Below are 23627 nucleotides of genomic sequence, written 5' to 3'. Positions count from 1 at the left end.
ACAAATGGCGGTTTTCGAAACGTTAAAACATGGTATATTTGTCACTCATTGAAACGTTAGTCCCCAACGGAAAATACTGTAATGTCATTAACAACCTACGAAATGGCGCGCGTCTTAGAACAAATGGAAGATGCACCTGAAAAGGTCATGTTTGGTAAACTGCTTAAAGAGCTAGGCAACCAAAGTGAAGAGCGTATTCGCAGTGCGGCAAAACAAGTTCCAATCGATACTTTGCGAGATATCATTTACCAATTTCAGCGTGTGGTAGAGTCTCGTAAGGGTGAGCAGGTTCAGCTATTGGCAAAAGAACTTGCAGAGCAAGGCATCTCTGCTGAAGAGCTACAAGCTTTTCTAAATAAGTAAGCTTATCCCAGTTAAAAAAGAAACCACTCAATTGATTGGTTTCTTGCGTTTGGGCTGTAGCATTTAGCTTTAGCAGTTCAAAAGAGGTGAAAACTTATTTTAATTCCTGAACTGCGCTTTCAAAACTCTATCAAGTGAGAATGGTCCTGCGCCCCACACGACAACGATAAGAATCATTAACCCCCAAAGCTGATGATCGTAGAAGCCTTGATCCCACAATACAGGGTAAGACACGACAGCAATGATATTGAAAACGAACAACACCGCAGCCATAGGTCGTGTTAATAAACCGAGCGCTAAAAACATCGGTAGAATTAACTCAGCGGCAGTGCCCATGTAAGCAGCCAATTCCCAAGGTAGCAGTGGCACTTGGTATTCCAATTCAAACAAGTAAAGCGTGCTATCCCAAGTAGCTATCTTGGTGAGTCCAGAATTAAAGAATACCCACGCCACCCAAAGGCGACAAAATAGTAGAAGCACTGGAACAAAAAGTGCCTGTGATTTCTCAATCAAACTGTCGTATTGAGCCATCATGTTCGTGACTGTGTTGTTATCCATGTTATGCCTCCAATTCGGCATTGATTGAAAAACCTGAGATGACGTTTAGCGCCATAACAGTATTCAGATGTTGTAGTAATAAAGGATCGATTGCTGAGAGTGTTCGACCTGATTGCAATTCAGTGAGGAGTTTGTGGCTCTCTTCACTCAAACTATGGCTCTCAACCTGTGAATTCTCAGCTCGGATTAACACCCCAAATTCAGCTCGGATTAACACCCCAAATTCAGCTTGGTTGATGTCTAGCCCATCAAGTTGCTGCTGATAGATGGCGTGTTCAAGCGCGATAATCGTGTAACTAGAATGAATCAGTGTTATTGAATCTTTGAGATGAAAGACTAAAGCGCCTTGTTGCTCTTGTGGTACATCTGCAAGGCAAGAAAGAGGTCTCTGGTCGACATGTGCTTGTGACGAAAACCTTACCAAGCTATCTTTCTGCCATTCATACAAAGCCACTTCACCGAGATAAGGTGCAGCCTCAATAACGGCAGGAAAGGCTTGGATAGTCTGTTCAAAGTGTTCACCGTAACCACTGACATCACCAGAGGTCGATGGATAATGTAAGACATGTTGACGAGCCATCTGTTGGAAGCACTCTTCACCAACCAACATTTCAGTGAGTGGGTAGGTTGCTGCCAGAACTTCGCTCAAGCTGATCACAAAGTTATTACGGTAAATCTGGATGCGTTGTTCATCGGTAAAATGGTCGCTCACTATGTCGCAGTACTCACCATTGTTTTGATAGCGTAGGGCGTTAGCAAACTCCAATTGAACCTCTGCTAGGGAGTGGCTCATGAGGCGCGACTCCTTTGGTTGAACTTGTCGTGTTGATACAAGATATCACTGGCTTTGGTTGCTTCAGCCAATAAAACTTGTGGCTCTGGGATATCGAGATCCCACTCAATCAAGGTATGGCGCAAACCATGTTGTGCAACCCAGTCAGTGTAGAGTTTCCACACTTCGTCACAGACAGGTTTACTGTGTGTGTCTATCCAGATCTCACCTTGTTCAAGCTTCTTTTTGGTAAAACCTGCCAAGTGAATCTCTTCAACTTTGTCTGCTGGTATTCCGTTTAAGTACTCTTCACAACTAAAGCCATGATTAAAAGATGAGACGAAAATATTATTGAAATCGAGCAGTAGGCGACACTCAGTACGCTTTTGTACCTCAGCCAAAAACTCCCACTCAGGAATAGTAGAATGCTTGAAGGATAGGTAGCTCGATGGGTTCTCAATCAACATCGGGCGTTGCAAGCTGTCTTGAACCTCGATGACATTACGACAGAAGACTTCCAATGCTTCTTCTGTGTAAGGCAGCGGTAGCAAGTCATTGAAATAATGACCACTTGTCTGACTCCAACTGAGATGATCAGAAACCAAGAAGGGTTCGATATCATCAATGAGCTCTTTTAATTGCACAAGATGATGTTGATTGATGCGCTCAACAGAACCTAGCGACAACCCAACACCGTGACAACTGATGTTGTGTGCGTGACGAATTTCTCTGAGTTGTTGTCGTTGCGGTGATTGAGCTAAGAAGTAGTTCTCGCTGTGAACTTCTAACCAACTTACTAAGGCTGGATTTTGGCTAAAGAAGTCCAAGTGCGGTGTTCTAAGGCCAACCCCTGCGTAGGGGTGAAGAGTTTGAGTCACAACGATTCTCCTAACAAGAAGTGGAGGTGAGCTGAATGTCAGCTCACCATACTAAGCAGCTCAATTATGATGATTGAGTGTTACCACCTGATAATTTGCCACATAGCCCTTTAGGTACGACTACGAACGCATCGGATTGGTTGTCTTCTTTTGCTGTACCCGCACATGAGCTTGTTTTGGTTGCACAATCATTTTGGCCAGCTTTTGCCACGCCGTAGCATTTTTCTTTTGCTGCTGCTTCCGCAGGTGCTGATGTAAGAACTGCACCGCCGAACGCTAGTACACTTGTGATTGCAGCTGTAACAGCAAGATTAGAATTTTTCATAGTCATTCCCTCTAGGACTTAATAGTATTTTATATCGCAGGTTAATGGATTGTTAACTTGCTTACTAAAAAGGATAGGAAGAACTAGGAAATAATTTCACGACATTATAAGAAATATCAATATTAATGATGAGTTACCTTTTAAGTTGCTGATTTTACGATGTTAATTTTTGAATGTTTTTTCTTCTTATTATCCTAAACGCAGCCTAGTGTTTAGGTTATAATCAACTTTTATGTATAAATACCCAGTAGTGAGCATATTCAATGATAGATCCTTCGCTTTTACTCGATGGCCTAAACGACAAACAACGTGAGGCGGTCGCAGCACCTTTAGAAAACCTACTTATTCTGGCAGGTGCTGGCAGTGGTAAAACGCGAGTATTGGTGCATCGTATCGCTTGGTTACAAAGCGTAGAGCAAGCATCACCGTTCTCTATCATGTCGGTTACCTTCACCAACAAAGCGGCAGCAGAGATGCGTGGTCGTATTGAAGAGTTGATGATGGGTAGCTCGTCGGGCATGTGGAACGGCACCTTCCACGGTATCTGTCACCGCATCCTTCGTGCTCACTACCTAGATGCAAAACTGCCAGAAGACTTCCAGATCATTGATTCAGATGATCAGATTCGTTTGCTGCGTCGCTTAATCAAGGCGCAAAACCTTGATGAAAAGCAGTGGCCTGCCAAGCAAGCTTCTTGGTGGATCAATGGCAAGAAAGACGAAGGGCTGCGCCCAAGTCACATTGACGCCTACCATGATCCAATAACTCAAACGTGGTTAAAGATTTACTCTGCTTACCAAGAGGCATGTGATCGTGCTGGCTTGGTCGACTTTGCTGAAATCTTGTTGCGATCGCATGAGCTATTGCGCGATAAGAAACACATCCGCGAGCACTACCAAGCTCGCTTTAAGCACATTCTTGTCGACGAATTCCAAGATACCAACAACATCCAATACGCTTGGTTACGTATGATGGCGGGCCCGGATTGTCGCGTGATGATCGTGGGTGATGATGACCAATCTATCTATGGCTGGCGTGGCGCTAAAATTGAAAATATTCAGAAGTTCTTGGATGAATTCCCAGGTGCTTCAACGGTTCGACTCGAACAAAACTACCGTTCAACCAAAACCATTCTTCAGGCGTCGAACGAGCTTATCTCGAACAACACTGAGCGTATGGGTAAAGAGCTGTGGACTGATGGCAACGATGGCGAGCCAATCTCAGTTTACTCAGCTTATAACGAGTTAGATGAAGCGCGTTTCACGGTCAGCAAAATCAAAGAGTGGCAAGAGAAAGGCGGTGCGTTAGAAGATACCGCGATGCTTTATCGTAATAACGCCCAATCTCGTGTGCTTGAAGAAGCGCTTATCCAAGGTGGCCTGCCTTACCGAATCTACGGTGGCATGCGATTCTTCGAGCGTCAAGAAATCAGAGACGCCTTGAGCTACATGCGCCTCATGAGCAACCGCAATAATGATGCCGCGTTTGAACGTGTGGTTAATACGCCAACGCGTGGCTTGGGTGATAAAACGTTAGAAACGATTCGTCTTGCTGCTCGTGATCGTGGTGCAACCATGTGGGAAGCCAGTGTTGCTTTGATAGAAGAGCAAGTGCTACCCGGTCGTGCTGCGGGCGCATTAAGTCGTTTTATCGAGCTGATTAATGCGCTTGAAGATGACACGTTGGAACTTAGCCTGCATGAACAAACCGACCACGTGATTAAATCGTCGGGTCTGTTTGCTATGTACGAGCAAGAGAAGGGTGAGAAGTCGAAGGCACGTATCGAGAACTTGGAAGAATTGGTAACGGCAACGCGCCAGTTTGAAAAGCCGGAAGAAGCGGATGAGATGAGCATGCTGACGGCGTTCTTAACTCACGCAGCTTTGGAAGCGGGTGAAGGTCAGGCCGATGAGTTTGACGATGCGGTTCAGTTAATGACTTTGCACAGTGCTAAAGGCCTAGAGTTTCCAATGGTGTTTATGGTGGGTGTCGAAGAAGGCATGTTCCCAAGCCAGATGTCGGCCGAAGAAGCGGGGCGTTTAGAAGAAGAGCGTCGCCTGTGCTATGTCGGTATGACCCGTGCGATGGAGAAGCTCTACATCACTTATGCTGAAATGCGTCGTTTGTATGGTCAAGACAAGTACCACAAGCCATCTCGTTTTATTCGTGAACTACCAGAAACCTGTCTGGATGAGGTTCGTATGAAAGCGCAAGTGAGTCGTCCTGCTAGCAGTGGCCGCTTTAGCCAAACCGCCGTGAAAGAGAACTTTAACGAAACAGGCTTTAGTTTGGGTTCTCGCGTTAAGCACCCTAAGTTTGGTGAAGGCACTATCATCAACTTCGAGGGAAGTGGCCCGCAGAGCCGAGTTCAAGTCGCGTTTAACGGTGAAGGCATCAAGTGGTTAGTAACGGCTTACGCTCGTTTAGAACAGTTGTAATCTGCTACTTCGGTATCTAAAAATCGTTCATTATTAAAAACAGAAAGAGCAGCCAATGGCTGCTCTTTTTATTACTTTGTACCGACCTAAATTAGGTTAATACGAGCTGAAGACATTGTTGCCTCAAAGTGAGACTTACAGTGCTGCAAGTGCCGCTTCGTAGTTTGGCTCTTCAGTGATCTCTGCAACCAACTCGCTGTGTGTCACCACACCTTTTTCATCAACAACGACAACGGCACGTGTTGTTAGGCCTGATAGTGGGCCTTCAGCGATCGCTACGCCGTAGTCTGATGCGAATGTAGGAGAACGGAAAGTTGAAGCGTGTTGAACGCCTTCAATGCCTTCTAGTTCACAGAAGCGGCCCGCAGCAAACGGTAGGTCAGCAGAAATACAAACAACAACCGTGTTCTCAAGTTCTGCTGCTTTTGCGTTGAACGTACGTACGCTCGTTGCACAAGTTGCTGTGTCGATACTTGGGAAGATGTTTAGAACCACTTTCTTGCCTTCAAGAGAAGCAAGAGTCAGTTCAGAAAGGTCGCCTGCAGTCAGTGCAAAGCTTGGTGCTTGTTCGCCAGTTTGTGGGAATGTGCCTGTTAGTGGTACAGCAGCGCCTTTGAAGGTAACGTGTGACATGAATTTGTCCTTAGTTTAATTATGGTTATGAAACTAGTTGAGCCTAGTAAGACTTACGTTACTCGGAAGTGGTTAAGAAGTGAATGCTTTAAATGTCAGAATTGTAATTAAAGGTCTTTGATTTATTTGTTTGAGAGAGGAATAAGTGAAACGACAGATAAAGAAAAACCCCGAGAGCTTGCGCTCATCGGGGTCTATAGTCTTACTCGCAGCAATCCGGCTACTAAGTGTGCTCCATGCATCAAATCCATGATAGTGTGCTGTTATCCTTCAGCGTATTCCTTTCGTCGCCTTCCTAGCGGTGTCCTTGATCTTATCCTGATCTGCCAACAATCCTCGTTAGCGCGCGTCACTTGTTCCTTGAGCGGTGTCCTTTACATCATCCTGATGTTCAGTCCTTTCCTCGTCCAGAGGTGTCTATTGTCTTTCCTTAGTAGCAACCATCCTAGTTACTATTGCGTCCATTCAATGTCCATTTCGCTATCCATGCCGATTATTCATCCTGAGTAATCGAATCTTCATCCTGAAGATAACCAAGTCCTTGGCGTTTCCTGTTCCGTGTCAGCATCCTTCCGACACCATTCATATTACCGATTCCTTATTTATCAGCAATGGTGCATAAGCGAATTTCTATATAATTATTTGAACGATAAATGTACGTATCTTTTAATTTCAATTGTTTACGATGTCGAGGTGATTAATTTCGTCATCAAATATCGATATTTACTCACTACCTTGTGAGAGATCTCGCACAAGGCAGCGAGTAAAAAGGGAGGATTATTCCCTACTGACCAATGGCTGCACCTTCACGACGAGGGTCTGCAGCACCTTCTAGACCATCTTTTGTGATGCGAATAGCGTGTAAACCCGAGTTAAGATCGCGAACGTTGACCTCAAATCCCATCTTTTCTAGCTCAGGTTTGAAGTTTTCCGCTGATGTTCCTTTTTCCAAATCTAAGGTACCGAAGCGATTTAGGAAGTGCGGTTGGTTGATCGCTTGTTGGATATCCATGTCCCATTGGGTGTGAGCAATGATCGCTTGTGCCACATAACCGATGATACGGCTGCCTCCCGGAGAGCCAATTGCCATGTAAGGTTTATCGTCTTGCATGATGATGGTCGGTGCCATTGAAGAACGTGGGCGCTTACCCGGTTCAAGTCGGTTCGCGATAGGTTTGCCATCGTTATGAGTCTTGAATGAGAAGTCGGTTAGTTCGTTATTGAGTAGGAAACCTCTAACCATCAAACGTGAGCCAAAGGCATTCTCAATAGTGGTAGTCATCGATACGACATTGCCATCACTATCGACAATGTTGAAGTGGCTGGTGGACGGCAACTCAATAGAAACATCTTGGCTTCTCTGCATCGCATGATCCCACGGTGGGGTGCCTGAAGGTGCGCTGTCTAATGCCTTACCTGCGGTAATTAACTGAGCACGCTCCTGCAAATAGTCAGTATTCACTAACCCTTGGGTTGGCATAGGCACATAATCTTGGTCTGCCATGTACATACCACGGTCTGCAAAGGCTAAGCGAGAAGCGTCTGCTAACACTTGCCAAGATTTTGCGTCGTTTGGCCCCCATGATTTGAGGTCAAACTGCTCAGTCATTGCAAGGATTTGTCCAACCGTTAACGCACCTGAACTTGGTGGCCCCATTCCGCAAATATCGTAGCTTTCATAAGCAGAACAAACCGGTTCGCGCTGCTTGATCGAATAGGCGTCGAAATCTTTCTGTGCCAATACGCCCGGGTTACCTTTCGCTGTTTGTACTGTGTTAATGATGTCGGCAGAAATCTCACCTTGGTAGAAAGCTTTAGCACCATCCTTCGAGATAGCGTGTAACGTTGCCGCGTATTCAGGGTTCTTAAGTTGCGTGCCAGCGGCTTTCGGGCTGCCATCGGCATTGAAGAAGTAGGCTTTAGTTGTCGCAAAGCGGCTCAGACGTTCTTGGTCGTTTTCGATCAAGGTGGCTAAACGTGGGCTGATAGTAAAACCTTCTTCAGCTAACTGAGCGATAGGTTTAATCAGTGATGCCCATTCGAGCTTGCCGTATTTCTGGTGAGTGTCCCACAGCAATTGCACCGTGCCCGGCGTGGCAACAGAACGACCGCCAACCACGGCATCATAGAATTTAAGCGGTTGTCCGTTTTCGTCTTGGAATAGACGTGGGGTGGCATCAAGTGGCGCAGTTTCACGGCCATCGTAGGTCTTGAGCTGTTTGTCTTTGCCATCAAAATAGACAAGGAACGCGCCGCCACCAATACCTGATGACTGAGGTTCCACTAAGCCAAGCATAAGCTGCACGGCAACCATGGCGTCAATTGCGTTACCACCACGGGCAAGTACATCAGCACCGGCTTGTGTTGCAAGAGGGTTGGCTGCGGTGACCATCCAATCGTTGGCTTTAACGAGTTGTTTGGTTTCTAAACCACTACTTTGTTCGGGTGCGACGGAATCGGCAGCTTGATTTGCCCAACTGACGTGAGAGGCAAAAAGTAGGGTAGAAGTGGCGAGGGTTGTTAGTTTTGTTTTCCACTGCATGATCTTCTCCTTTTAATATGCAGAGCTAGATTGGCAGCGGAAAGATTAGATAGCCAGTGCGTTGTTAACGAATTGTAATCTTGATTCGAATTTAAGCGATTAAACCGGACAGCGACTGCCAAAGAATACTCGCGCCAATCAGGCTGAATACCACGCCACATAAGCCATCGATGTATACCGTTGCTTCGCTAAGTTTCTTCTGTAGAGCCTTAGTCGAAAGCATCCACGCCAGTAGTGAAAACCAAAACAGAGACAGACCAAACAAGATAATAAGCGCAAAGCCTTTACCTGATAGAGACATGTCGGCAGGCACTAAGCTCGACATCAAGCTAATAAAGAACACCAAAGCTTTTGGGTTGAGAATATTGGTCGCAAACCCTTTCGAAAATGCCTGACGCTTGTTGGTCAGAATCAGATCTTTGGCATTGACGGTATCGTCGTCATCGTCGTGGTTCTGAATGATTTGCCAGGTTGCTTTAAGTGCACCGTAGCCTAAGTACAGCAAGTAGCTACCGCCAGCCAACTGGATAATGGCAAATAGGGTTGGTTGCTGGTGGACTAGGTAACTGATTCCCGTCAGGCTGAGCAACGAATGCAGTAAGATCCCGCAAGATAAACCAAGCGCAATGTACAAGCCTGTTTGTCTGCCGTGGCGTGTCGCATTTTGCACGACTAACGCAAAGTCAGGGCCGGGGCTCATCAAAGCGATGAAATGGATAGAGGCGAGGGTGATCAGTATGGTGACTTCGTTCATGTCAGTTCTCAATAACGTTGCCGCTATTATTAAATAAGTAATCGTATTGAGCGTAGCTTACCGCGATTTGAAATCGAGCAATTGTAAATTATCAACACTTAGTTGATTTGTGAGGGTGGTACGCCGAATGTGGTTTTGAATGCCTTGGAGAAGTGTGCTTGATCATAGAAGCCTACTTGGTGCGCGACTTTAGTACCACAGATCCCAGATTTAATCAGGCGCATGCTCTGTTCCATACGTAAACGGCTCAGCCACGCGTAAGGGGTGATGCCCATTCTGTTCTTAAAGTGGCGTTGGAATTGAGTTGTGGTTAAGCCGCACAGCTCAGACAGTTGTTCTAATCGCACTGGCTGGTCCAAATTCGCCATCAAATAGTCTTTGAGTGTATTAATCGATTGATTACCCAGTTTGATGTCACTCTTCGATCCAAATTTTGCATAACGATCGACAATCGTTGAGAACCCCTCGAATGGTAAGCAATCTTGAGCGAGTTGGCTGATGCTTTGATTGATTAACAGGCCGTGTAAGTTGCGTAATTGTAAAAACGCAGCTTGATCGGAGAGGATCAACTCAGAAAAGCCTAATGTGTGACCATTTTGCTTGGGATCGGCAAGATCTTGAAACCATTGAGGAGAAACTGCAAACACACTGACTTGATAACCTGAATCGAGTTTGGAGTGCCCATCATGCAGCTCATCAGGTGGCATGATAACCACTTGGCCTGCACCGACATGGTGGCTCGCCCCTTTATAGGCGAATTTTTGCTGCCCTTGGGTAATTAAGCCGATGTGAAAGTCCAAATGATAGTGACGCTGAAAAGCAAACTCTTGGTATTGAGCTTGGATCAGGCTGATATCTTCTGTTGGGGTAGAGTAGTAGTGGACTTTATCCATGGTACAAAAAAGCTTGGTCAAATAGTCATCAATTCAACCAAGCTTATCTGCGTATTAAGGGATTGTCTTGTAAAAAACGATCAATATCACTGTTTCGCGCGTTTGTTCTTCTTGTTGTTACGCAGGCCATCAAAGCTGAAAATAACCAGTGCTCCCCATATGAAAGCAAAGGTGATCGCTTTATCTGAGGTAAAGGCTTCGCCGTAGATCAGAACCGCCAGTAAGAACATCAAGCTTGGACCGATGTACTGGAAGAAACCGAGTGTTGATAGCTTCAAGCGAGTTGCAGCGCCAGTAAAACACAGCAATGGAACCGTGGTGATCACACCGGCAGCAACCAGTAATAGGTTGAGTTGCATCGGGTTCATCGATAAGTTTGAGGTCGGGCTATCGGCAATAAACAGTAAGTAGGTTGCGGCTAGAGGCAGCATCACCAGAGTTTCAATGAACAGACCCGTTTGTGCTTCTAAGCTGACTTTCTTACGCAGCAAGCCATAAAAGCCAAAGCTAAAGGCTAGGGCAATGGCGACGATCGGTACTGAGCCGAAGGCAATCAATTGGATTAATACGCCAATCGCAGCAAGAGCCACTGCAAACCATTGCAGCTTACGTAAGCGTTCGCCGAGGAAGAGCATCCCAAGTAATACATTAATCAACGGGTTGATGTAATACCCCAAACTGGCATCGAGCATGTGATTGGAGTTCACCGCCCAGATAAAGATCAGCCAGTTTGCACCCACCAAAATAGATGTCGCCACCAAATAGAGCATTTTTGGTTTTGAGGTCAGGGTGTCACGGACTTTACGCCAGCTGCGGCCAATGTGCAGTAAGAAAGCGAGTAGGAAAAAAGACCATACTACACGGTGGCTGAGGATCTCTAACGGGGAAACGTCACTTAAAGATTTGAAATATATAGGGGCGATACCCCACATTGTGTAAGCGCCGACGGCAAGCAAAACTCCTTGGCGCGTACGTTGTTGTTCTTCCTGTGTCATGCATCTTTCTCTAGCACTGAGTGCTTATTAATAAGATTTATAAGAGAGTTGGTCAGTATAGGAGCGATAACCCTTTTCACCTAACAATTTGCGGTTTAATTCGCCAGCGTTCCCCTCTACAATGTGCGACTTGCTTGCCGAAGATGCTTGCTGATTTCATACCTCGATTAGGAACCACAATGACCGCCACTCTGATTGCTGAGCAAATACCAACTCCCGCGAATGATGCGCAAACCATCTTGCAAGATGTGTTCGGCTATCAAAGCTTTCGCGATGGTCAGCAAGAGGTCATTGATTTGGCCGTTGAAGGCAAAGACAGCTTGGTGATTATGCCAACCGGTGGTGGTAAATCTCTGTGTTACCAAATTCCGGCTTTGGTTCGTGAAGGGCTGACTCTGGTTATCTCACCGCTGATCTCGTTGATGAAAGACCAAGTCGACCAATTGAAGGCCAATGGTGTTGCCGCTGAGTGTATTAACTCTTCAATGCCACGTGACCAATTGCTGAATGTGTTCAATCGTATGAACTCAGGTCAGCTGAAAATGGTGTATGTGTCACCAGAGCGTGTGTTGATGCGTGATTTTATCGAGCGTCTTCAAGGTTTACCGCTTTCGATGATTGCAGTCGATGAAGCGCACTGTATCTCTCAATGGGGTCACGACTTCCGCCCTGAATACGCATCATTAGGTCAGCTTAAACAGTATTTCCCGCATGTGCCTTACATGGCGCTCACAGCAACCGCTGATGATGCGACGCGCAAAGATATTATCTCGCGCTTACAGCTCCTGGACCCGCATACTTACTTAGGCAGCTTTGATCGCCCTAATATTCGCTACAACTTGGTTGAGAAGCACAAACCCGTGTCACAGGTGGTTCGCTACCTAGAAACACAAAAGGGCAATTGCGGCATCATCTACTGTGGTAGCCGTAAGAAAGTGGAGATGGTGACCGAGAAGCTGTGCAATAACGGTATTCGCGCCGCGGGTTATCACGCTGGTATGGACACCGATGAGCGTGCTTACGTTCAAGAAGCCTTTCAACGCGATGATATTCAGATCGTGGTCGCGACTGTGGCTTTCGGTATGGGCATCAACAAACCCAACGTACGTTTCGTGGTGCACTTTGATATTCCACGTAATATCGAGTCTTACTATCAAGAGACAGGCCGTGCAGGTCGTGATGGTTTGCCTGCTGAAGCGATGATGTTGTTTGACCCGGCTGATATGGGTTGGCTGCGTCGTATGCTAGATGAGAAAGAAGAAGGCCCACAGAAACAAGTTGAGATGCACAAGCTGAATGCGATGAGTGCCTTTGCTGAAGCGCAAACGTGTCGTCGTCAGGTTCTGCTTAACTATTTTGGCGAATATCGCGAGAAGCAATGTGGCAACTGCGATATCTGCTTAGATCCACCAAAACACTTTGACGCGACCCAAGAAGCACAGAAGGCGTTGTCTTGTGTGTACCGTGTGAATCAGTCATTTGGTATGGGCTACGTGGTCGAAGTAATGCGAGGCATGCAGAACATCCGTGTCCGCGATAATGGTCACGATAAGCTATCTACCTACGGTATTGGCCGCGATCACAGTCATGATTACTGGATCAGTATCTTCCGTCAGCTGATTCATAAAGGCTTGCTGTTCCAGAACATCACTCGTAACTCAACTTTACAGCTAACAGAAGAAGCCCGCCCGCTGCTGCGCGGTGAGATGTCTTTGGAATTGGCTGTTCCTCGTTTAGATACAGCGGTGCGTAATGCTAAGTCCGATAAGTTAAGCAGCAAGAATTACGATAAGAAGCTGTTTGCGAAACTGCGTAAGCTGCGTAAGTCGATTGCTGATGAAGATGGCTTGCCACCATATGTGGTATTCAGTGACGCGACCTTGATTGATATGGCTGAAATACTACCTACTTCATACGGAGAAATGCTGGCAGTCAACGGTGTCGGTCAACGTAAACTCGATAAGTACGCAGACCCATTCCTAGATCTGATTCAAGAACACATCACCACACACGGCTAGTTTGCGAGAAACGTCTAACTAATAGAAAAAGAATAAGGTTGATAGGGACATGACAACACAAACAGAATTTGGCTTAAGAGAGTATTTAGCTGAGGAAGGGCGTTTATTGATTACGTCTCCAAGTTTTGATTTTGATTCTTATGAAGTGCTAGGTGAAAAGCTGGTGGCGTTGTTGTCAGCGTCAGTTGTTGAAAAGCAATGGGACGCCGATATGCATTCTTGGTTGATTGATTTTGAAAATTGCCGAATGTTCTTAAAGTCCGAACATTACAGTGAATCAATTTGGTTTGAGTCGTTAAACGCTGAAGAAAGCCGAGAAGAGTTTGATTATCTCGCGACGCTTTTCAAGCGCGGTTTTTAACTTTTGGCATCTCTTCTAAAACACAGCTTCTAGAGCTATTCACCAATAAAAGTGAGAATAAACGTTTGCGTTTGTTCTCACCGTTGCAGCCAATATTGATTAATGTATAATCGCCCGCCGCTCAGCAGAGCAATTTTTAGATACATTTTTTAATTCACATTATTGGTAAGAGCTTTCTTGGATTATTCGAAGAAATGACTCGATTTGGGTTCCCTCACCCCCAAACCAAACTAAAAAGGTACAGCATGAGTAACTTTACCCCTGCGCAACAGCGCAAAGCCTTAGCACTATTAGTTTTGTTCCATTTGGTGATTATTGCGTCAAGCAACTATCTGGTTCAGCTACCTTTTACCGTCTTCGGTATGCACACCACTTGGGGTGCTTTCACTTTCCCGTTTATCTTCCTAGCGACCGATCTGACCGTACGCATTTTTGGCGCGCAGCTTGCCCGTAAAATCATTTTCTTAGTGATGCTACCAGCTCTGGCCGTTTCTTATTTCTTGTCAGTGGTGTTCTTTGAAGGTTCATTCCAAGGCTTTAGCCAACTAGGTGAGTTCAACTTGTTTGTTGCACGTATCGCCGCGGCGAGCTTCATGGCTTATTTACTGGGTCAGATCTTGGATGTACATGTTTTTAACCGCCTACGTCAGCTTAAACAGTGGTGGGTAGCCCCAACATGCTCAACGTTATTCGGTAATGCCATTGATACCATCGCATTCTTTGCGATTGCTTTCTACCAAAGCCCAGATCCATTTATGGCCGAGCATTGGACTGAGATTGCCTTAGTCGATTACGGATTCAAACTTATCATCAGCTTAGGCTTGTTCGTGCCTATGTACGGCGTGCTTCTTAACTACATTGTTAGAAAGCTAACCGCAGTGAACCCTGACTTTAAAGCGACAGGCGTGAACGCTTAAGTTTGAGATTTGTAACACAAAGCATTAATGCAGCGATAAGAAAAAGCCCAAGTTAGTCTACTAACTTGGGCTTTTTTTAATTTCTAGCGTCAGATACTAATATCAGAGGCATTTAATATTCAATGGCCAGCCAATATCGGTTTGTCTATTCGACTCGATCTCTAGCTCTGCAGCGGTCAGCGGATTGTCAGCTAACCATTGCTTAGAAAGCGTTAGGGTTAGATTGTTGTCATTCGTCGTCAGTTTGAACTCAGGCTCTAGCGCTGGGTTACGACGGTGGGTCAGCAAAATAGCTAAACGCAGAATACGTAAAATACGCTTGCTACTGGTTCCTGAGATAGCGTGTTGCTCTGGTAATGAGGTTAACTGTTCACGGTAGCGACGAGTTAACTCACCCAAGTAGTGCTTTTGCGCTCGAGTAAAGCCAGGTAGGTCTAAGTTCTGCAGCAGATAAGCGCTGTGCTCACCGCCTTTTTTGAAATCGATGGTTAAACCAATCTCGTGAAGCTTAGCTGCCGTTTGCAATAGCACACCAGCTTGAGGTTCTGAAACCCATGCTTCGGCGCCCGCTTGGTCTAGCAGCGTTTGTGCGACTACTGCTACTTGTTCACCGTAGCTTACGTCCATTTGGTAGCGTGATTGAACACTCTTAATGGTACGCGCTCGGATATCTTCTTGGCGTAGCTCATCAACCATCTCGTAGGCTAGGCCTTCACGGAGTGCGCCGCCTGCGAGTGTCATTGAATCTATTTCAAGCAGCTCAAAAATAGCAATAAGAATAGAAAGGCCACTCGGGAACACTAATGCGCGTTCAAGGGTAAGTCCTTCGATTTCTAGCTCTTCCAAGCGCTCAGTAATCATCGCTTGTTTCTGTAGACGCTTAAGTTTGGCATGAGTAATCACTTCATCCATGCCTTGCGCCAACATTATCTCTTGCAGTGCTTGAACGGTACCGCTGGCGCCCACACACACATCCCATCCGATATCAGTGTAGCTATCTAGGATAGGAGCCAACGTCGACTTCGCCGCTTCAATGGCGTTGTTAAAGTTGGTAGCGGTTAATTGGCGGTTTTTAAAGTGGCGCTCAAGCCAAGTAACACAGCCCATCTTTAGGCTGGTTAGGGCTTTCGCTGAGAAGCCTTCACCAATGATCATCTCGGTGCTTGCGCCACCAATATCAACAACCAGTCGGCGGCCGCTGCCACCAGAAGTGTGTGCTACGCCTTTATAGATAGTCGCAGCTTCTTCTTCTCCGGAGATAACATTGATGTCGTAACCAAGGATCTGGTTCGCTTTCTCTAGAAATATATCCACATTGATAGCGGTACGTAGGGTCGCTGTACCCACAATGCGGATATTTTCTTTCGGAATATCTTGCAGTCGCTCTGCAAAGAGACTCAAACAGTCCCAACCGCGCTGCATAGCTTCTGTACTAAGCGCATTATTTTCATTTAAGCCTGCTGCTAAACGCACTTTACGCTTAATCTTAGCCATGGTTTGTACGCTGCCATCGATGTGACGCACAACGAGCATATGAAAACTGTTCGACCCGAGGTCGATTGCAGCATAAAGCGGGGGTGACACTGTTTGACTCATAAGCGACTAAGCTTCCTTGTTATGACGCGGTTGGCGTGGGCGACGGTTCTGGTTTGGTTTACGGTTACCGTTGCGTGGGCCATTGTTGTTTGAGCGGCGTTGTTGCGGGTTACGTGTACGTAAGCGCATCGGTGCTGGCAGATCTTCTAGTAGTGCAGAAGCATCGTAGTCAGACATTGGGATAGCATGCTCAATGTATTCTTCGATTGGTGGCAAGTTGATTGCGTAATCTTCACAAGCAAAGCTGATCGAGTGACCGCTTTCACCAGCACGACCTGTACGGCCGATACGGTGAACGTAATCTTCACAATCATCAGGTAGGTCGAAGTTGAATACGTGTGTTACTTGAGGAATGTGTAGGCCACGAGCTGCAACATCAGTTGCGACGAGAAGGTCAACATCACCTTTGGTGAACTGCTCAAGAATTTTTTCACGTTTCTTCTGAGGAACATCGCCAGTTAGCAGGCCTACACGGTGACCATCGGCAGCCAAGTGGCCCCAAACTGATTCACATTTGTGCTTCGTGTTAGCGAAGATGATTGCGCGATCTGGCCATTCTTCTTCGATTAACGTTTGCAGAAGAGCCATCTTATGTTCGTTAGAAGGGTAGAACAGCTCTTCTTGAATGCGGTGACCTGTTTTACGCTCAGGCTCAACAACCACGTGCTCTGGGTTGTGCATGTGCTCGAACGCTAACTCTTGTACGCGGTAAGAAAGCGTCGCAGAGAACAGCATGTTCAGGCGATCTTTTGGCTCAGGCATACGGCGGAACAAGAAGCGGATGTCTTTGATGAAACCAAGATCGAACATGCGATCGGCTTCGTCAAGAACAACAGCTTGAATGTGGTTAAGGTTAAATACCTTCTGCTTGTAGAAATCGATGATGCGGCCAGTCGTACCAATTAAGATATCTGCGCCTTCTTCGATTTTACCTAGTTGCTTGTCGTAGCTTTCGCCACCGTAAGCGAGTGCTGCTTTGATACCCGTGCTTTCAACCAGAGAGTCAGCATCGTTGTAGATCTGAATCGCGAGTTCACGCGTTGGTGCCATAATAATTGCACGTGGCTGGTTAGGCTTACGCCCTTCATGCTCAGGTGTTTTTAGCAGGTGGTTAAAAGTAGCAGTTAGAAACGCAAGCGTTTTACCAGTACCCGTTTGGGCCTGGCCTGCAATGTCTTGGCCGGTGAGCAGTACCGGGAGCGCCAAGGCTTGGATAGGGGTACAATAATCGAACCCTTTTTTCTCCAATCCTTCAATGACTTGAGGAAGTAAATCCAAGTCGGCGAACTTTTGCTCTGTGATATGCGTCTTTTTCATTGCTATAGAATATCAGCTTAAGCTTGCAATACGAAAGTAAATACATTCCAATAGGGCATCTATTTACTGGTTATCATCCAACCAGTTCTAAAAAATACATTGGAGTGGAAGATGAGTGATAAGATTTTGCAGCTAACTGATGACGGTTTTGATAACGATGTAATCAATGCTGCAGGCCCTGTTCTTGTTGATTTTTGGGCAGAATGGTGTGGTCCATGTAAAATGATTGCGCCGATTCTTGATGAAATCGCAAACGAGTACGAAGGCAAGCTCACAATCGGTAAATTAAATATCGACCAAAATGCTGGAACTCCACCAAAATTTGGTATTCGTGGCATTCCAACGCTGCTTCTTTTCAAAGATGGCGGCGTAGCAGCAACTAAAGTTGGTGCATTGTCTAAAACTCAACTTAAAGAGTTCTTAGACGCTAACCTATAATCAGGTCAGCATTTGAAAAGAAACCGCGCAGTTAACAAATGCGCGGTTTTGTTTTTTCTAAGCTATGGACTAGTCTTAGTTTTAGTGCTAATTTATCGCACGTTAATTGAACGAATTTCTCTTCTTGGTCGATCCTGTGACCAAATCCTTCTTAACTTAAGAAAACAGATCCTATTTTGACTAAACAAACTTCCACCACTATGAATCTTACTGAACTGAAGAACAGACCTGTGTCTGAGCTTGTTAAACTTAGCGAAAGCTTAGGTCTTGAAAATCAAGCTCGCCTAAGAAAACAAGACATTATCTTCTCCATCCTTAAAGCGCATGCAAAAAGTGGTGAAGACATCTTTGGTGATGGTGTTCTAGAAATTCTTCAAGACGGTTTTGGTTTCCTACGTAGCGCCGACAGTTCATACCTGGCTGGCCCAGATGATATCTACGTATCACCAAGCCAAATTCGTCGTTTTAACCTACGTACAGGTGACTCTATTGGCGGTAAAATCCGTCCACCTAAAGACGGTGAGCGTTACTTTGCACTGCTTAAAGTAAACACGGTTAACTACGACAAGCCAGACAACGCACGTAACAAGATTCTTTTCGAAAACCTTACTCCTCTTCACGCTAACGAACGTATGGTGATGGAAGCGGGTAATGGTGCGACTGAAGATATTACGGCTCGTATTCTTGACCTTGCATCTCCAATTGGTAAAGGTCAGCGTGGTCTGATTGTTGCTCCGCCTAAAGCGGGTAAGACAATGCTTCTGCAAAACATTGCTCAAAGCATTGCACGTAACCATCCTGAGTGTGAACTAATGGTTCTACTTATCGATGAGCGTCCAGAAGAAGTAACAGAAATGCAGCGTCTAGTTAAAGGCGAAGTAGTTGCTTCAACATTCGATGAGCCAGCATCTCGCCACGTACAAGTTGCAGAAATGGTTATCGAGAAAGCGAAGCGCCTTGTTGAACACAAGAAAGATGTAGTTATCCTACTGGATTCTATTACTCGTCTAGCTCGTGCTTACAACACTGTGATTCCTTCATCAGGTAAAGTTCTTACTGGTGGTGTTGATGCGAATGCTCTACATCGTCCAAAGCGTTTCTTCGGTGCGGCACGTAACGTAGAAGAAGGCGGTAGCTTAACGATCATCGCAACAGCACTGGTTGATACTGGTTCTAAGATGGATGAAGTTATCTACGAAGAATTCAAAGGTACAGGTAACATGGAACTGCACCTTAACCGTAAGATTGCTGAAAAACGCGTATTCCCAGCGATTGATTTCAACCGCTCTGGTACTCGTCGTGAAGAGCTTCTTACCAAGAACGATGAACTACAGAAGATGTGGATCCTGCGTAAGATTGTTCACCCAATGGGCGAAATCGACGCAATGGAATTCCTTATCGACAAGCTAGCAATGACGAAAACGAACGATGAGTTCTTTGACGCAATGCGTCGTCAGTAATATTGATTAGCTGATCGTATTTAATAAGCGCTGCCCTCGGGTGGCGCTTTTTATTTGCATTTTGTAGCGCCAGCTTGCAGAATGAGCAAAAGTGTTACAAGGACGTTAAAATGCAACATGGACTGTTGTCATCATTACTCCTGTCTACTTCACTGTTATTTTCACCGGTTGGTATGAGCTATGCCACCGAGATGTCTCCACTTACAGTAGAGTCTTGGCTTGAGAATGATCAAGTAAAACTGAAAACTGCTGAACTACTAGAGCTTGTCGTACGTGACGAAGTCAATTCGCTACGCTTTGCGCTTGAGCGCCTGACATTTCCCCAGCAAGAGGTGGCTCGTTACCAACTTTTGAAGAAGCTTGAACAGCAAAAAATCGTACTCACACCCAAGATGTCTATCTTCATCGAGCAGCAACTTGCTATCACGCCCACTTATCAAGTCTTAGAACGTGGCGATGGCTATGAGTTTACGGTACCTGCCTTTAATTACCCTTCAATTGCTAATCGCCTTATTAAACAATGGCGTCAAGATCAGAAGACATTGGTATTTGTGCTAGATGCAGAGAAACAGGAACTCGACCTAAAAGAGTGGTTATCTGGATCTGAACATCAAGTTCAAACGCGAGAAGCGTTGCTCATTAGAGAGCTAGACAGTTTGTCTCCTGAAGCGGTTGATTACCTAACTAAGCAACTCACCGCATCTTCTATTGTTAGTTGGTTACCTTCTACTGAGGTGGTGGTTCGATTAGCGCAAGTGAGCGAAGACCCAGAGGTTTACAAAATTCTATGGCGAATGAAGGCCGATTATCATAGCCAAGCTGAGCTAGTTCGCCTTGCTGAAACCAAACAAACGTTCGCGCTTGAACAGGTGATGGCAGCGACTAAGAACCCGCGTTTGAAAGATGAAGCGATTACTTTGCTTACCAAAGTTAACCCGTTATCAGAAGAGGTGAAGCTGTTCCTTGTCTCTAGGATGGCGATTGCTGATGAAGCACCATTAGTTGCGCGTGAACTCGCCAAACAAGGTCATACGCGATGGTTGCAAGATCTCGTCAATGATAACCCTCAGGTGAAGAGTTCTTTGATCGAGCAAGCATTACCGTAAAGTGGATTTTGCCTCTCAATAACCACACTAAAAAGGGGGACCTCAGCGTCACCCTTTTTGATATACTGAGCGCAGAATAATCAGCATGTAGAAGTCCTATGAGTTTTAAAGATTTACGTGATTTTATCGACCATCTTGAAAGTATTGGTCAGTTGAAACGCATTTCTCACCCAGTCGATCCAGACTACGAAATGACCGAGATTAGCGACCGTACTCTACGTGCTGGTGGCCCGGCTCTTTTGTTTGAAAATCCAGTAGGCTATGACATGCCCGTTTTGACCAATCTATTTGGTACACCTAATCGGGTTGCTATTGGTATGGGACGTCAAGAAGTCAAAGAACTGCGTGAAGTGGGCAAGTTGCTTGCTTACCTAAAAGAACCTGAGCCACCAAAAGGCTTTAAAGACGCTCTTGATAAACTACCTGTGTTTAAGCAAGTCTTAAACATGCCAGCTAAACGCCTTCGCAAAGCGGCTTGCCAACAAGTGGTATGGCAAGGCGATGACGTCGACCTAGATAAAATCCCTGTGATGAGCTGTTGGGCTGATGATGTCGCGCCATTGCTAACATGGGGTTTAACGGTTACTCGTGGTCCAAACAAGAAACGCCAAAACTTAGGTATCTATCGTCAGCAGAAGATCGGCAAGAATAAAATCATCATGCGTTGGTTAGCCCACCGTGGTGGAGCATTGGATCTGCGTGATTGGATGGAAACTAACCCTGGGAAACCATTTCCAGTATCTGTTGCGTTCGGTGCAGACCCTGCCACCATTCTTGGTGCGGTTACGCCAGTGCCGGATACTTTATCAGAGTACGCGTTTGCAGGCTTACTACGCGGTAGTAAAACTGAGGTCGTTAAATCAATCAGCAACGACTTAGAAGTTCCTGCAAGTGCAGAAATCGTGATGGAAGGTTATATCGACCCGAATGAGTTCGCGGATGAAGGGCCTTACGGAGATCATACTGGTTACTACAACGAGAAAGAAAAGCACCATGTGTTTACTATTACTCATGTAACCATGCGCGAGAACCCTATCTATCACAGCACCTATACTGGCCGTCCACCTGATGAGCCAGCGGTATTGGGTGTTGCGCTAAATGAAGTGTTTGTGCCTATTCTTCAAAAGCAGTTCCCAGAGATTGAAGATTTCTATCTACCGCCTGAAGGTTGTTCGTACCGAATGGCAGTCGTGACCATGAAGAAGCAATACCCAGGTCACGCTAAGCGAGTGATGATGGGTGTATGGTCTTTCTTACGCCAATTCATGTACACCAAATTTGTATTGGTGTGTGATGAAGATGTGAATGCACGTGATTGGTCTCAAGTAACCGCAGCGATGTGCGAACATATGGATCCGTCACGCGATAGCCTGATGATAGAGAACACGCCGATCGATTCATTGGATTTTGCCTCACCCGTGGTTGGGTTAGGTTCTAAGATGGGTCTAGATATTACTAAGAAGTGGGACGCAGAGTTAGCGTTATCGCCAGATGTCCAAACAGCACCTGTAAATAGTGAACATATTGAGGGTAGCTTGGCTGAGTTAACCAAGGTTCATCCTGAAATTATTGATGTTCACCTGCAAAACGACAATGCCAGCATGGTTGTGGTGTCTATTGATAAGCAAGCTGCCGGTAATGGTAAGAAAATCATGGAAGCGGTTTGGTCTCAATTTGATGAGAACAAGTTTGTTATCGTGTGTGATGGCGATGTCAATGTGAGTGATTGGAATGACATCATTTGGGCTGTAACGACAAGAATGGATCCGGCGAGAGATACGTTATTCCTGCAGAACGAAACTGGACACTCAAAAATGGGTCTCGATGCGACCAATAAGTGGGAAGGTGAATGCCTGCGTGAGTGGGGTGTACCAATCACAAAAGATCCTGATGTTGTGAAAAAGATTGATAGCATCTGGGAACAGCTAGGAATTTCATGAGCTACCAAGTAGTCTTATACCCAGAAAACATCAGTTTCACGGTAGAAAAAGGGCAAACGGTCTTGGATGCTGCGCTCAACAGCGATATCTATTTCCCAAACCGTTGCCAAGTTGGCGCATGCGCAATGTGTATGTGCAAAAAATTAGAAGGGCAAGTGAGTTACCACCTTGAACCCATGCTCACAGAGAAAGAGCAGCAACAAGGCTGGATTTTTGCTTGCCAAGCATTTGCAGAAAGTAATTTAGTTCTAACCTTTGCCGATTAAGGGTTAGTAAGAGGAAGAACATGACTATTAAATGTAAAGTGAAGTCTATCGAGCCTTTGGCTTGTAATACTTACCAAATCCTACTTCACCCAGAAACACCGGTCGCTTTTAAAGCGGGCCAGTACCTGATGGTTGAAATGGGCGAGAAAGATAAGCGCCCATTCTCTATCGCAAGTAGCCCTTGCCGCCACGAAGGTGAGCTTGAGCTGCACATTGGTGCTGCCGAGCACAACGCTTACGCACTAGAAGTGGTTGAAGCGATGAAGAAGGCACAAGCTGAAGATGGCGATATTGCGATTGATGCTCCACACGGAGATGCTTGGATTAAAGAAGAAAGTGATCGTCCTCTATTACTTATTGCTGGTGGCACGGGTTTCAGCTACGTGCGCTCTATTCTTGATCACTGCATCGCGCAAAATAGCTCGAAAGAGATCTACCTATACTGGGGCGCAAAAGATGAGTGCCAGTTATATGCTAAAGAAGAGTTGGTTGGCATTGCAGAAAAGCATAGCAATGTGCACTTTGTACCGGTAGTAGAAGAAGCACCGGAAGTTTGGCATGGCCAAACAGGTAATGTGCTTGAGGCTGTTATGCAAAGTTTCGAATCATTAGCTGATTTCGATATCTATATTGCAGGTCGTTTTGAAATGGCGGGCGCTGCAAGAGACCTGTTTACTCAGAATAAAGAAGCAAAGCGTGACCATATGTACGCTGATGCTTACGCATTTATCTAACAATACCCTTATATTTTGAGCAAAAAGAGAGCAGAAATGCTCTCTTTTTTACGTTTAGGTGAACTATTAGGCAGTTAACCCCTATTTATTCATTTTTCATGAAAAAGTAGTTGCTAAGCTGAGAGGGTTCCCTATAATGCGACACCACTGAGACGGCAGGCGCCACAAGGCTTCAGCAAGAATCAGTAAGACGGAAAGCGACAAAAAATTAATTTTCAAAAAGTGTTTGACACTGAATGTTAATTCGCTAGAATGGCCGTCCACTTCGAGAGTCTCCTTACTTAAAAGGAACGCTCAAGAAGTTAAGCTCTTTAACAATTTAA

The 23627-nt window shown here is 45.6% G+C and carries 22 protein-coding genes; 11 read left to right on the top strand and 11 right to left on the bottom strand.

Annotated features, from left to right (window positions below; translation table 11 throughout):
- Positions 1 to 81 precede the first annotated feature (81 nt).
- Positions 82 to 363, top strand: coding sequence for a hypothetical protein (locus tag AB4323_RS13200; protein WP_009848181.1), 282 nt, complete (start codon positions 82 to 84; stop codon positions 361 to 363).
- A gap of 99 nt (positions 364 to 462) precedes the next feature.
- On the opposite strand, the gene AB4323_RS13195 is transcribed toward AB4323_RS13200, so the two are convergent.
- The 4 genes from AB4323_RS13195 to AB4323_RS13180 all read right to left on the bottom strand — a co-directional run bounded on the left by AB4323_RS13195 (position 463) and on the right by AB4323_RS13180 (position 2896).
- A complete protein-coding gene (locus AB4323_RS13195) occupies positions 463 to 921 on the bottom strand; it encodes a DoxX family protein (RefSeq protein WP_017061322.1) in 459 nt (152 codons plus the stop codon).
- A gap of 1 nt (position 922) precedes the next feature.
- Positions 923 to 1714 (bottom strand): DNA-binding domain-containing protein, encoded by a 792-nt coding sequence (locus AB4323_RS13190; RefSeq protein ID WP_372152681.1) that lies wholly within the window; start codon positions 1712 to 1714, stop codon positions 923 to 925.
- Complete coding sequence (locus AB4323_RS13185) at positions 1711 to 2571, bottom strand: DUF692 domain-containing protein (RefSeq protein WP_372102432.1); 861 nt, start codon at positions 2569 to 2571, stop codon at positions 1711 to 1713. Before AB4323_RS13185 ends, AB4323_RS13190 begins: the two co-directional genes overlap by 4 nt.
- A gap of 64 nt (positions 2572 to 2635) precedes the next feature.
- A complete protein-coding gene (locus AB4323_RS13180) occupies positions 2636 to 2896 on the bottom strand; it encodes a DUF2282 domain-containing protein (protein WP_004736650.1) in 261 nt (86 codons plus the stop codon).
- 263 nt (positions 2897 to 3159) lie between these two features.
- On the opposite strand from AB4323_RS13180, the gene uvrD reads away from it, so the two are divergent.
- A complete protein-coding gene (gene uvrD / locus AB4323_RS13175) occupies positions 3160 to 5334 on the top strand; it encodes a DNA helicase II (protein WP_017062987.1) in 2175 nt (724 codons plus the stop codon).
- Positions 5335 to 5469: 135 nt separating this feature from the next.
- Here the strand turns inward: uvrD and tpx are convergent, their stop codons facing one another.
- From tpx to rarD, 5 genes are all read right to left on the bottom strand, one after another.
- A complete protein-coding gene (gene tpx, locus AB4323_RS13170) occupies positions 5470 to 5967 on the bottom strand; it encodes a thiol peroxidase (RefSeq protein WP_017062986.1) in 498 nt (165 codons plus the stop codon).
- A 784-nt stretch (positions 5968 to 6751) separates the two neighbouring features.
- Complete coding sequence (gene ggt, locus AB4323_RS13165; RefSeq protein ID WP_017062985.1) at positions 6752 to 8509, bottom strand: gamma-glutamyltransferase; 1758 nt, start codon at positions 8507 to 8509, stop codon at positions 6752 to 6754.
- A 91-nt stretch (positions 8510 to 8600) separates the two neighbouring features.
- The gene (locus AB4323_RS13160) at positions 8601 to 9263 is read right to left on the bottom strand and encodes a LysE family translocator (RefSeq protein WP_017061328.1); all 663 of its coding nucleotides are present in this window, start codon (positions 9261 to 9263) and stop codon (positions 8601 to 8603) included.
- A gap of 98 nt (positions 9264 to 9361) precedes the next feature.
- Entirely contained in the window at positions 9362 to 10156 is a 795-nt protein-coding gene (locus tag AB4323_RS13155; RefSeq protein ID WP_017065745.1) for an AraC family transcriptional regulator, read from the bottom strand.
- An 86-nt stretch (positions 10157 to 10242) separates the two neighbouring features.
- On the bottom strand, positions 10243 to 11151 hold the full coding sequence (gene rarD / locus AB4323_RS13150; protein ID WP_017061330.1) for an EamA family transporter RarD: 909 nt from the start codon (positions 11149 to 11151) through the stop codon (positions 10243 to 10245).
- 179 nt (positions 11152 to 11330) lie between these two features.
- Between rarD and recQ the strand changes: the two genes are divergently transcribed.
- From recQ to AB4323_RS13135, 3 genes are all read left to right on the top strand, one after another.
- Positions 11331 to 13169, top strand: coding sequence for an ATP-dependent DNA helicase RecQ (gene recQ / locus AB4323_RS13145; RefSeq protein ID WP_017065746.1), 1839 nt, complete (start codon positions 11331 to 11333; stop codon positions 13167 to 13169).
- 49 nt (positions 13170 to 13218) lie between these two features.
- The gene (locus tag AB4323_RS13140) at positions 13219 to 13530 is read left to right on the top strand and encodes a DUF3630 family protein (RefSeq protein WP_372152680.1); all 312 of its coding nucleotides are present in this window, start codon (positions 13219 to 13221) and stop codon (positions 13528 to 13530) included.
- 245 nt (positions 13531 to 13775) lie between these two features.
- On the top strand, positions 13776 to 14447 hold the full coding sequence (locus tag AB4323_RS13135) for a 7-cyano-7-deazaguanine/7-aminomethyl-7-deazaguanine transporter (RefSeq protein WP_017061333.1): 672 nt from the start codon (positions 13776 to 13778) through the stop codon (positions 14445 to 14447).
- A 102-nt stretch (positions 14448 to 14549) separates the two neighbouring features.
- Here the strand turns inward: AB4323_RS13135 and gppA are convergent, their stop codons facing one another.
- Both gppA and rhlB read right to left on the bottom strand, forming a co-directional pair.
- Positions 14550 to 16043, bottom strand: a complete 1494-nt coding sequence (gene gppA / locus AB4323_RS13130) for a guanosine-5'-triphosphate,3'-diphosphate diphosphatase (protein ID WP_372152678.1) — start codon at positions 16041 to 16043, stop codon at positions 14550 to 14552.
- A gap of 6 nt (positions 16044 to 16049) precedes the next feature.
- Positions 16050 to 17360: an ATP-dependent RNA helicase RhlB gene (gene rhlB, locus AB4323_RS13125; RefSeq protein ID WP_004736636.1), complete on the bottom strand. Its 1311-nt coding sequence runs from the start codon at positions 17358 to 17360 to the stop codon at positions 16050 to 16052.
- 111 nt (positions 17361 to 17471) lie between these two features.
- Between rhlB and trxA the strand changes: the two genes are divergently transcribed.
- The 6 genes from trxA to fre all read left to right on the top strand — a co-directional run bounded on the left by trxA (position 17472) and on the right by fre (position 23304).
- Positions 17472 to 17798 carry a thioredoxin TrxA gene (gene trxA, locus AB4323_RS13120; protein WP_004736635.1) on the top strand — a complete coding sequence of 109 codons (327 nt, stop codon included), beginning with the start codon at positions 17472 to 17474 and terminating at the stop codon, positions 17796 to 17798.
- Positions 17799 to 17998: 200 nt separating this feature from the next.
- Positions 17999 to 19258 (top strand): transcription termination factor Rho, encoded by a 1260-nt coding sequence (rho, locus tag AB4323_RS13115; RefSeq protein ID WP_017062978.1) that lies wholly within the window; start codon positions 17999 to 18001, stop codon positions 19256 to 19258.
- 110 nt (positions 19259 to 19368) lie between these two features.
- Complete coding sequence (locus tag AB4323_RS13110) at positions 19369 to 20364, top strand: hypothetical protein (protein WP_017059249.1); 996 nt, start codon at positions 19369 to 19371, stop codon at positions 20362 to 20364.
- A gap of 98 nt (positions 20365 to 20462) precedes the next feature.
- Positions 20463 to 22304, top strand: a complete 1842-nt coding sequence (gene ubiD / locus AB4323_RS13105) for a 4-hydroxy-3-polyprenylbenzoate decarboxylase (protein ID WP_136974956.1) — start codon at positions 20463 to 20465, stop codon at positions 22302 to 22304.
- Positions 22301 to 22570 (top strand): 2Fe-2S iron-sulfur cluster-binding protein, encoded by a 270-nt coding sequence (locus tag AB4323_RS13100; protein ID WP_008224727.1) that lies wholly within the window; start codon positions 22301 to 22303, stop codon positions 22568 to 22570. The genes ubiD and AB4323_RS13100 overlap by 4 nt, the downstream gene beginning before the upstream one ends.
- Before the next feature lie 20 nt (positions 22571 to 22590).
- Positions 22591 to 23304, top strand: coding sequence for an NAD(P)H-flavin reductase (gene fre, locus AB4323_RS13095; protein WP_017059251.1), 714 nt, complete (start codon positions 22591 to 22593; stop codon positions 23302 to 23304).
- Positions 23305 to 23627 lie beyond the last annotated feature (323 nt).

It is taken from the genome of Vibrio sp. 10N.261.52.C11, assembly GCF_041471405.1.
GTDB lineage: Bacteria > Pseudomonadota > Gammaproteobacteria > Enterobacterales > Vibrionaceae > Vibrio > Vibrio crassostreae_C.
This window is presented reverse-complemented; position numbering and strand designations above follow the sequence as displayed.

Excerpts from the sequence above, each read along its gene's own strand:
- AB4323_RS13200 (WP_009848181.1), top strand. The coding sequence starts at position 82 with ATGTCATTAACAACCTACGAAATGGCGCGCGTCTTAGAACAAATGGAA.
- AB4323_RS13195 (WP_017061322.1), bottom strand. The coding sequence starts at position 921 with ATGGATAACAACACAGTCACGAACATGATGGCTCAATACGACAGTTTG.
- AB4323_RS13190 (WP_372152681.1), bottom strand. The coding sequence starts at position 1,714 with ATGAGCCACTCCCTAGCAGAGGTTCAATTGGAGTTTGCTAACGCCCTA.
- AB4323_RS13180 (WP_004736650.1), bottom strand. The coding sequence starts at position 2,896 with ATGAAAAATTCTAATCTTGCTGTTACAGCTGCAATCACAAGTGTACTA.
- uvrD (WP_017062987.1), top strand. The coding sequence starts at position 3,160 with ATGATAGATCCTTCGCTTTTACTCGATGGCCTAAACGACAAACAACGT.
- tpx (WP_017062986.1), bottom strand. The coding sequence starts at position 5,967 with ATGTCACACGTTACCTTCAAAGGCGCTGCTGTACCACTAACAGGCACA.
- ggt (WP_017062985.1), bottom strand. The coding sequence starts at position 8,509 with ATGCAGTGGAAAACAAAACTAACAACCCTCGCCACTTCTACCCTACTT.
- AB4323_RS13160 (WP_017061328.1), bottom strand. The coding sequence starts at position 9,263 with ATGAACGAAGTCACCATACTGATCACCCTCGCCTCTATCCATTTCATC.
- AB4323_RS13155 (WP_017065745.1), bottom strand. The coding sequence starts at position 10,156 with ATGGATAAAGTCCACTACTACTCTACCCCAACAGAAGATATCAGCCTG.
- rarD (WP_017061330.1), bottom strand. The coding sequence starts at position 11,151 with ATGACACAGGAAGAACAACAACGTACGCGCCAAGGAGTTTTGCTTGCC.
- recQ (WP_017065746.1), top strand. The coding sequence starts at position 11,331 with ATGACCGCCACTCTGATTGCTGAGCAAATACCAACTCCCGCGAATGAT.
- AB4323_RS13140 (WP_372152680.1), top strand. The coding sequence starts at position 13,219 with ATGACAACACAAACAGAATTTGGCTTAAGAGAGTATTTAGCTGAGGAA.
- AB4323_RS13135 (WP_017061333.1), top strand. The coding sequence starts at position 13,776 with ATGAGTAACTTTACCCCTGCGCAACAGCGCAAAGCCTTAGCACTATTA.
- gppA (WP_372152678.1), bottom strand. The coding sequence starts at position 16,043 with ATGAGTCAAACAGTGTCACCCCCGCTTTATGCTGCAATCGACCTCGGG.
- rhlB (WP_004736636.1), bottom strand. The coding sequence starts at position 17,360 with ATGAAAAAGACGCATATCACAGAGCAAAAGTTCGCCGACTTGGATTTA.
- trxA (WP_004736635.1), top strand. The coding sequence starts at position 17,472 with ATGAGTGATAAGATTTTGCAGCTAACTGATGACGGTTTTGATAACGAT.
- rho (WP_017062978.1), top strand. The coding sequence starts at position 17,999 with ATGAATCTTACTGAACTGAAGAACAGACCTGTGTCTGAGCTTGTTAAA.
- AB4323_RS13110 (WP_017059249.1), top strand. The coding sequence starts at position 19,369 with ATGCAACATGGACTGTTGTCATCATTACTCCTGTCTACTTCACTGTTA.
- ubiD (WP_136974956.1), top strand. The coding sequence starts at position 20,463 with ATGAGTTTTAAAGATTTACGTGATTTTATCGACCATCTTGAAAGTATT.
- AB4323_RS13100 (WP_008224727.1), top strand. The coding sequence starts at position 22,301 with ATGAGCTACCAAGTAGTCTTATACCCAGAAAACATCAGTTTCACGGTA.
- fre (WP_017059251.1), top strand. The coding sequence starts at position 22,591 with ATGACTATTAAATGTAAAGTGAAGTCTATCGAGCCTTTGGCTTGTAAT.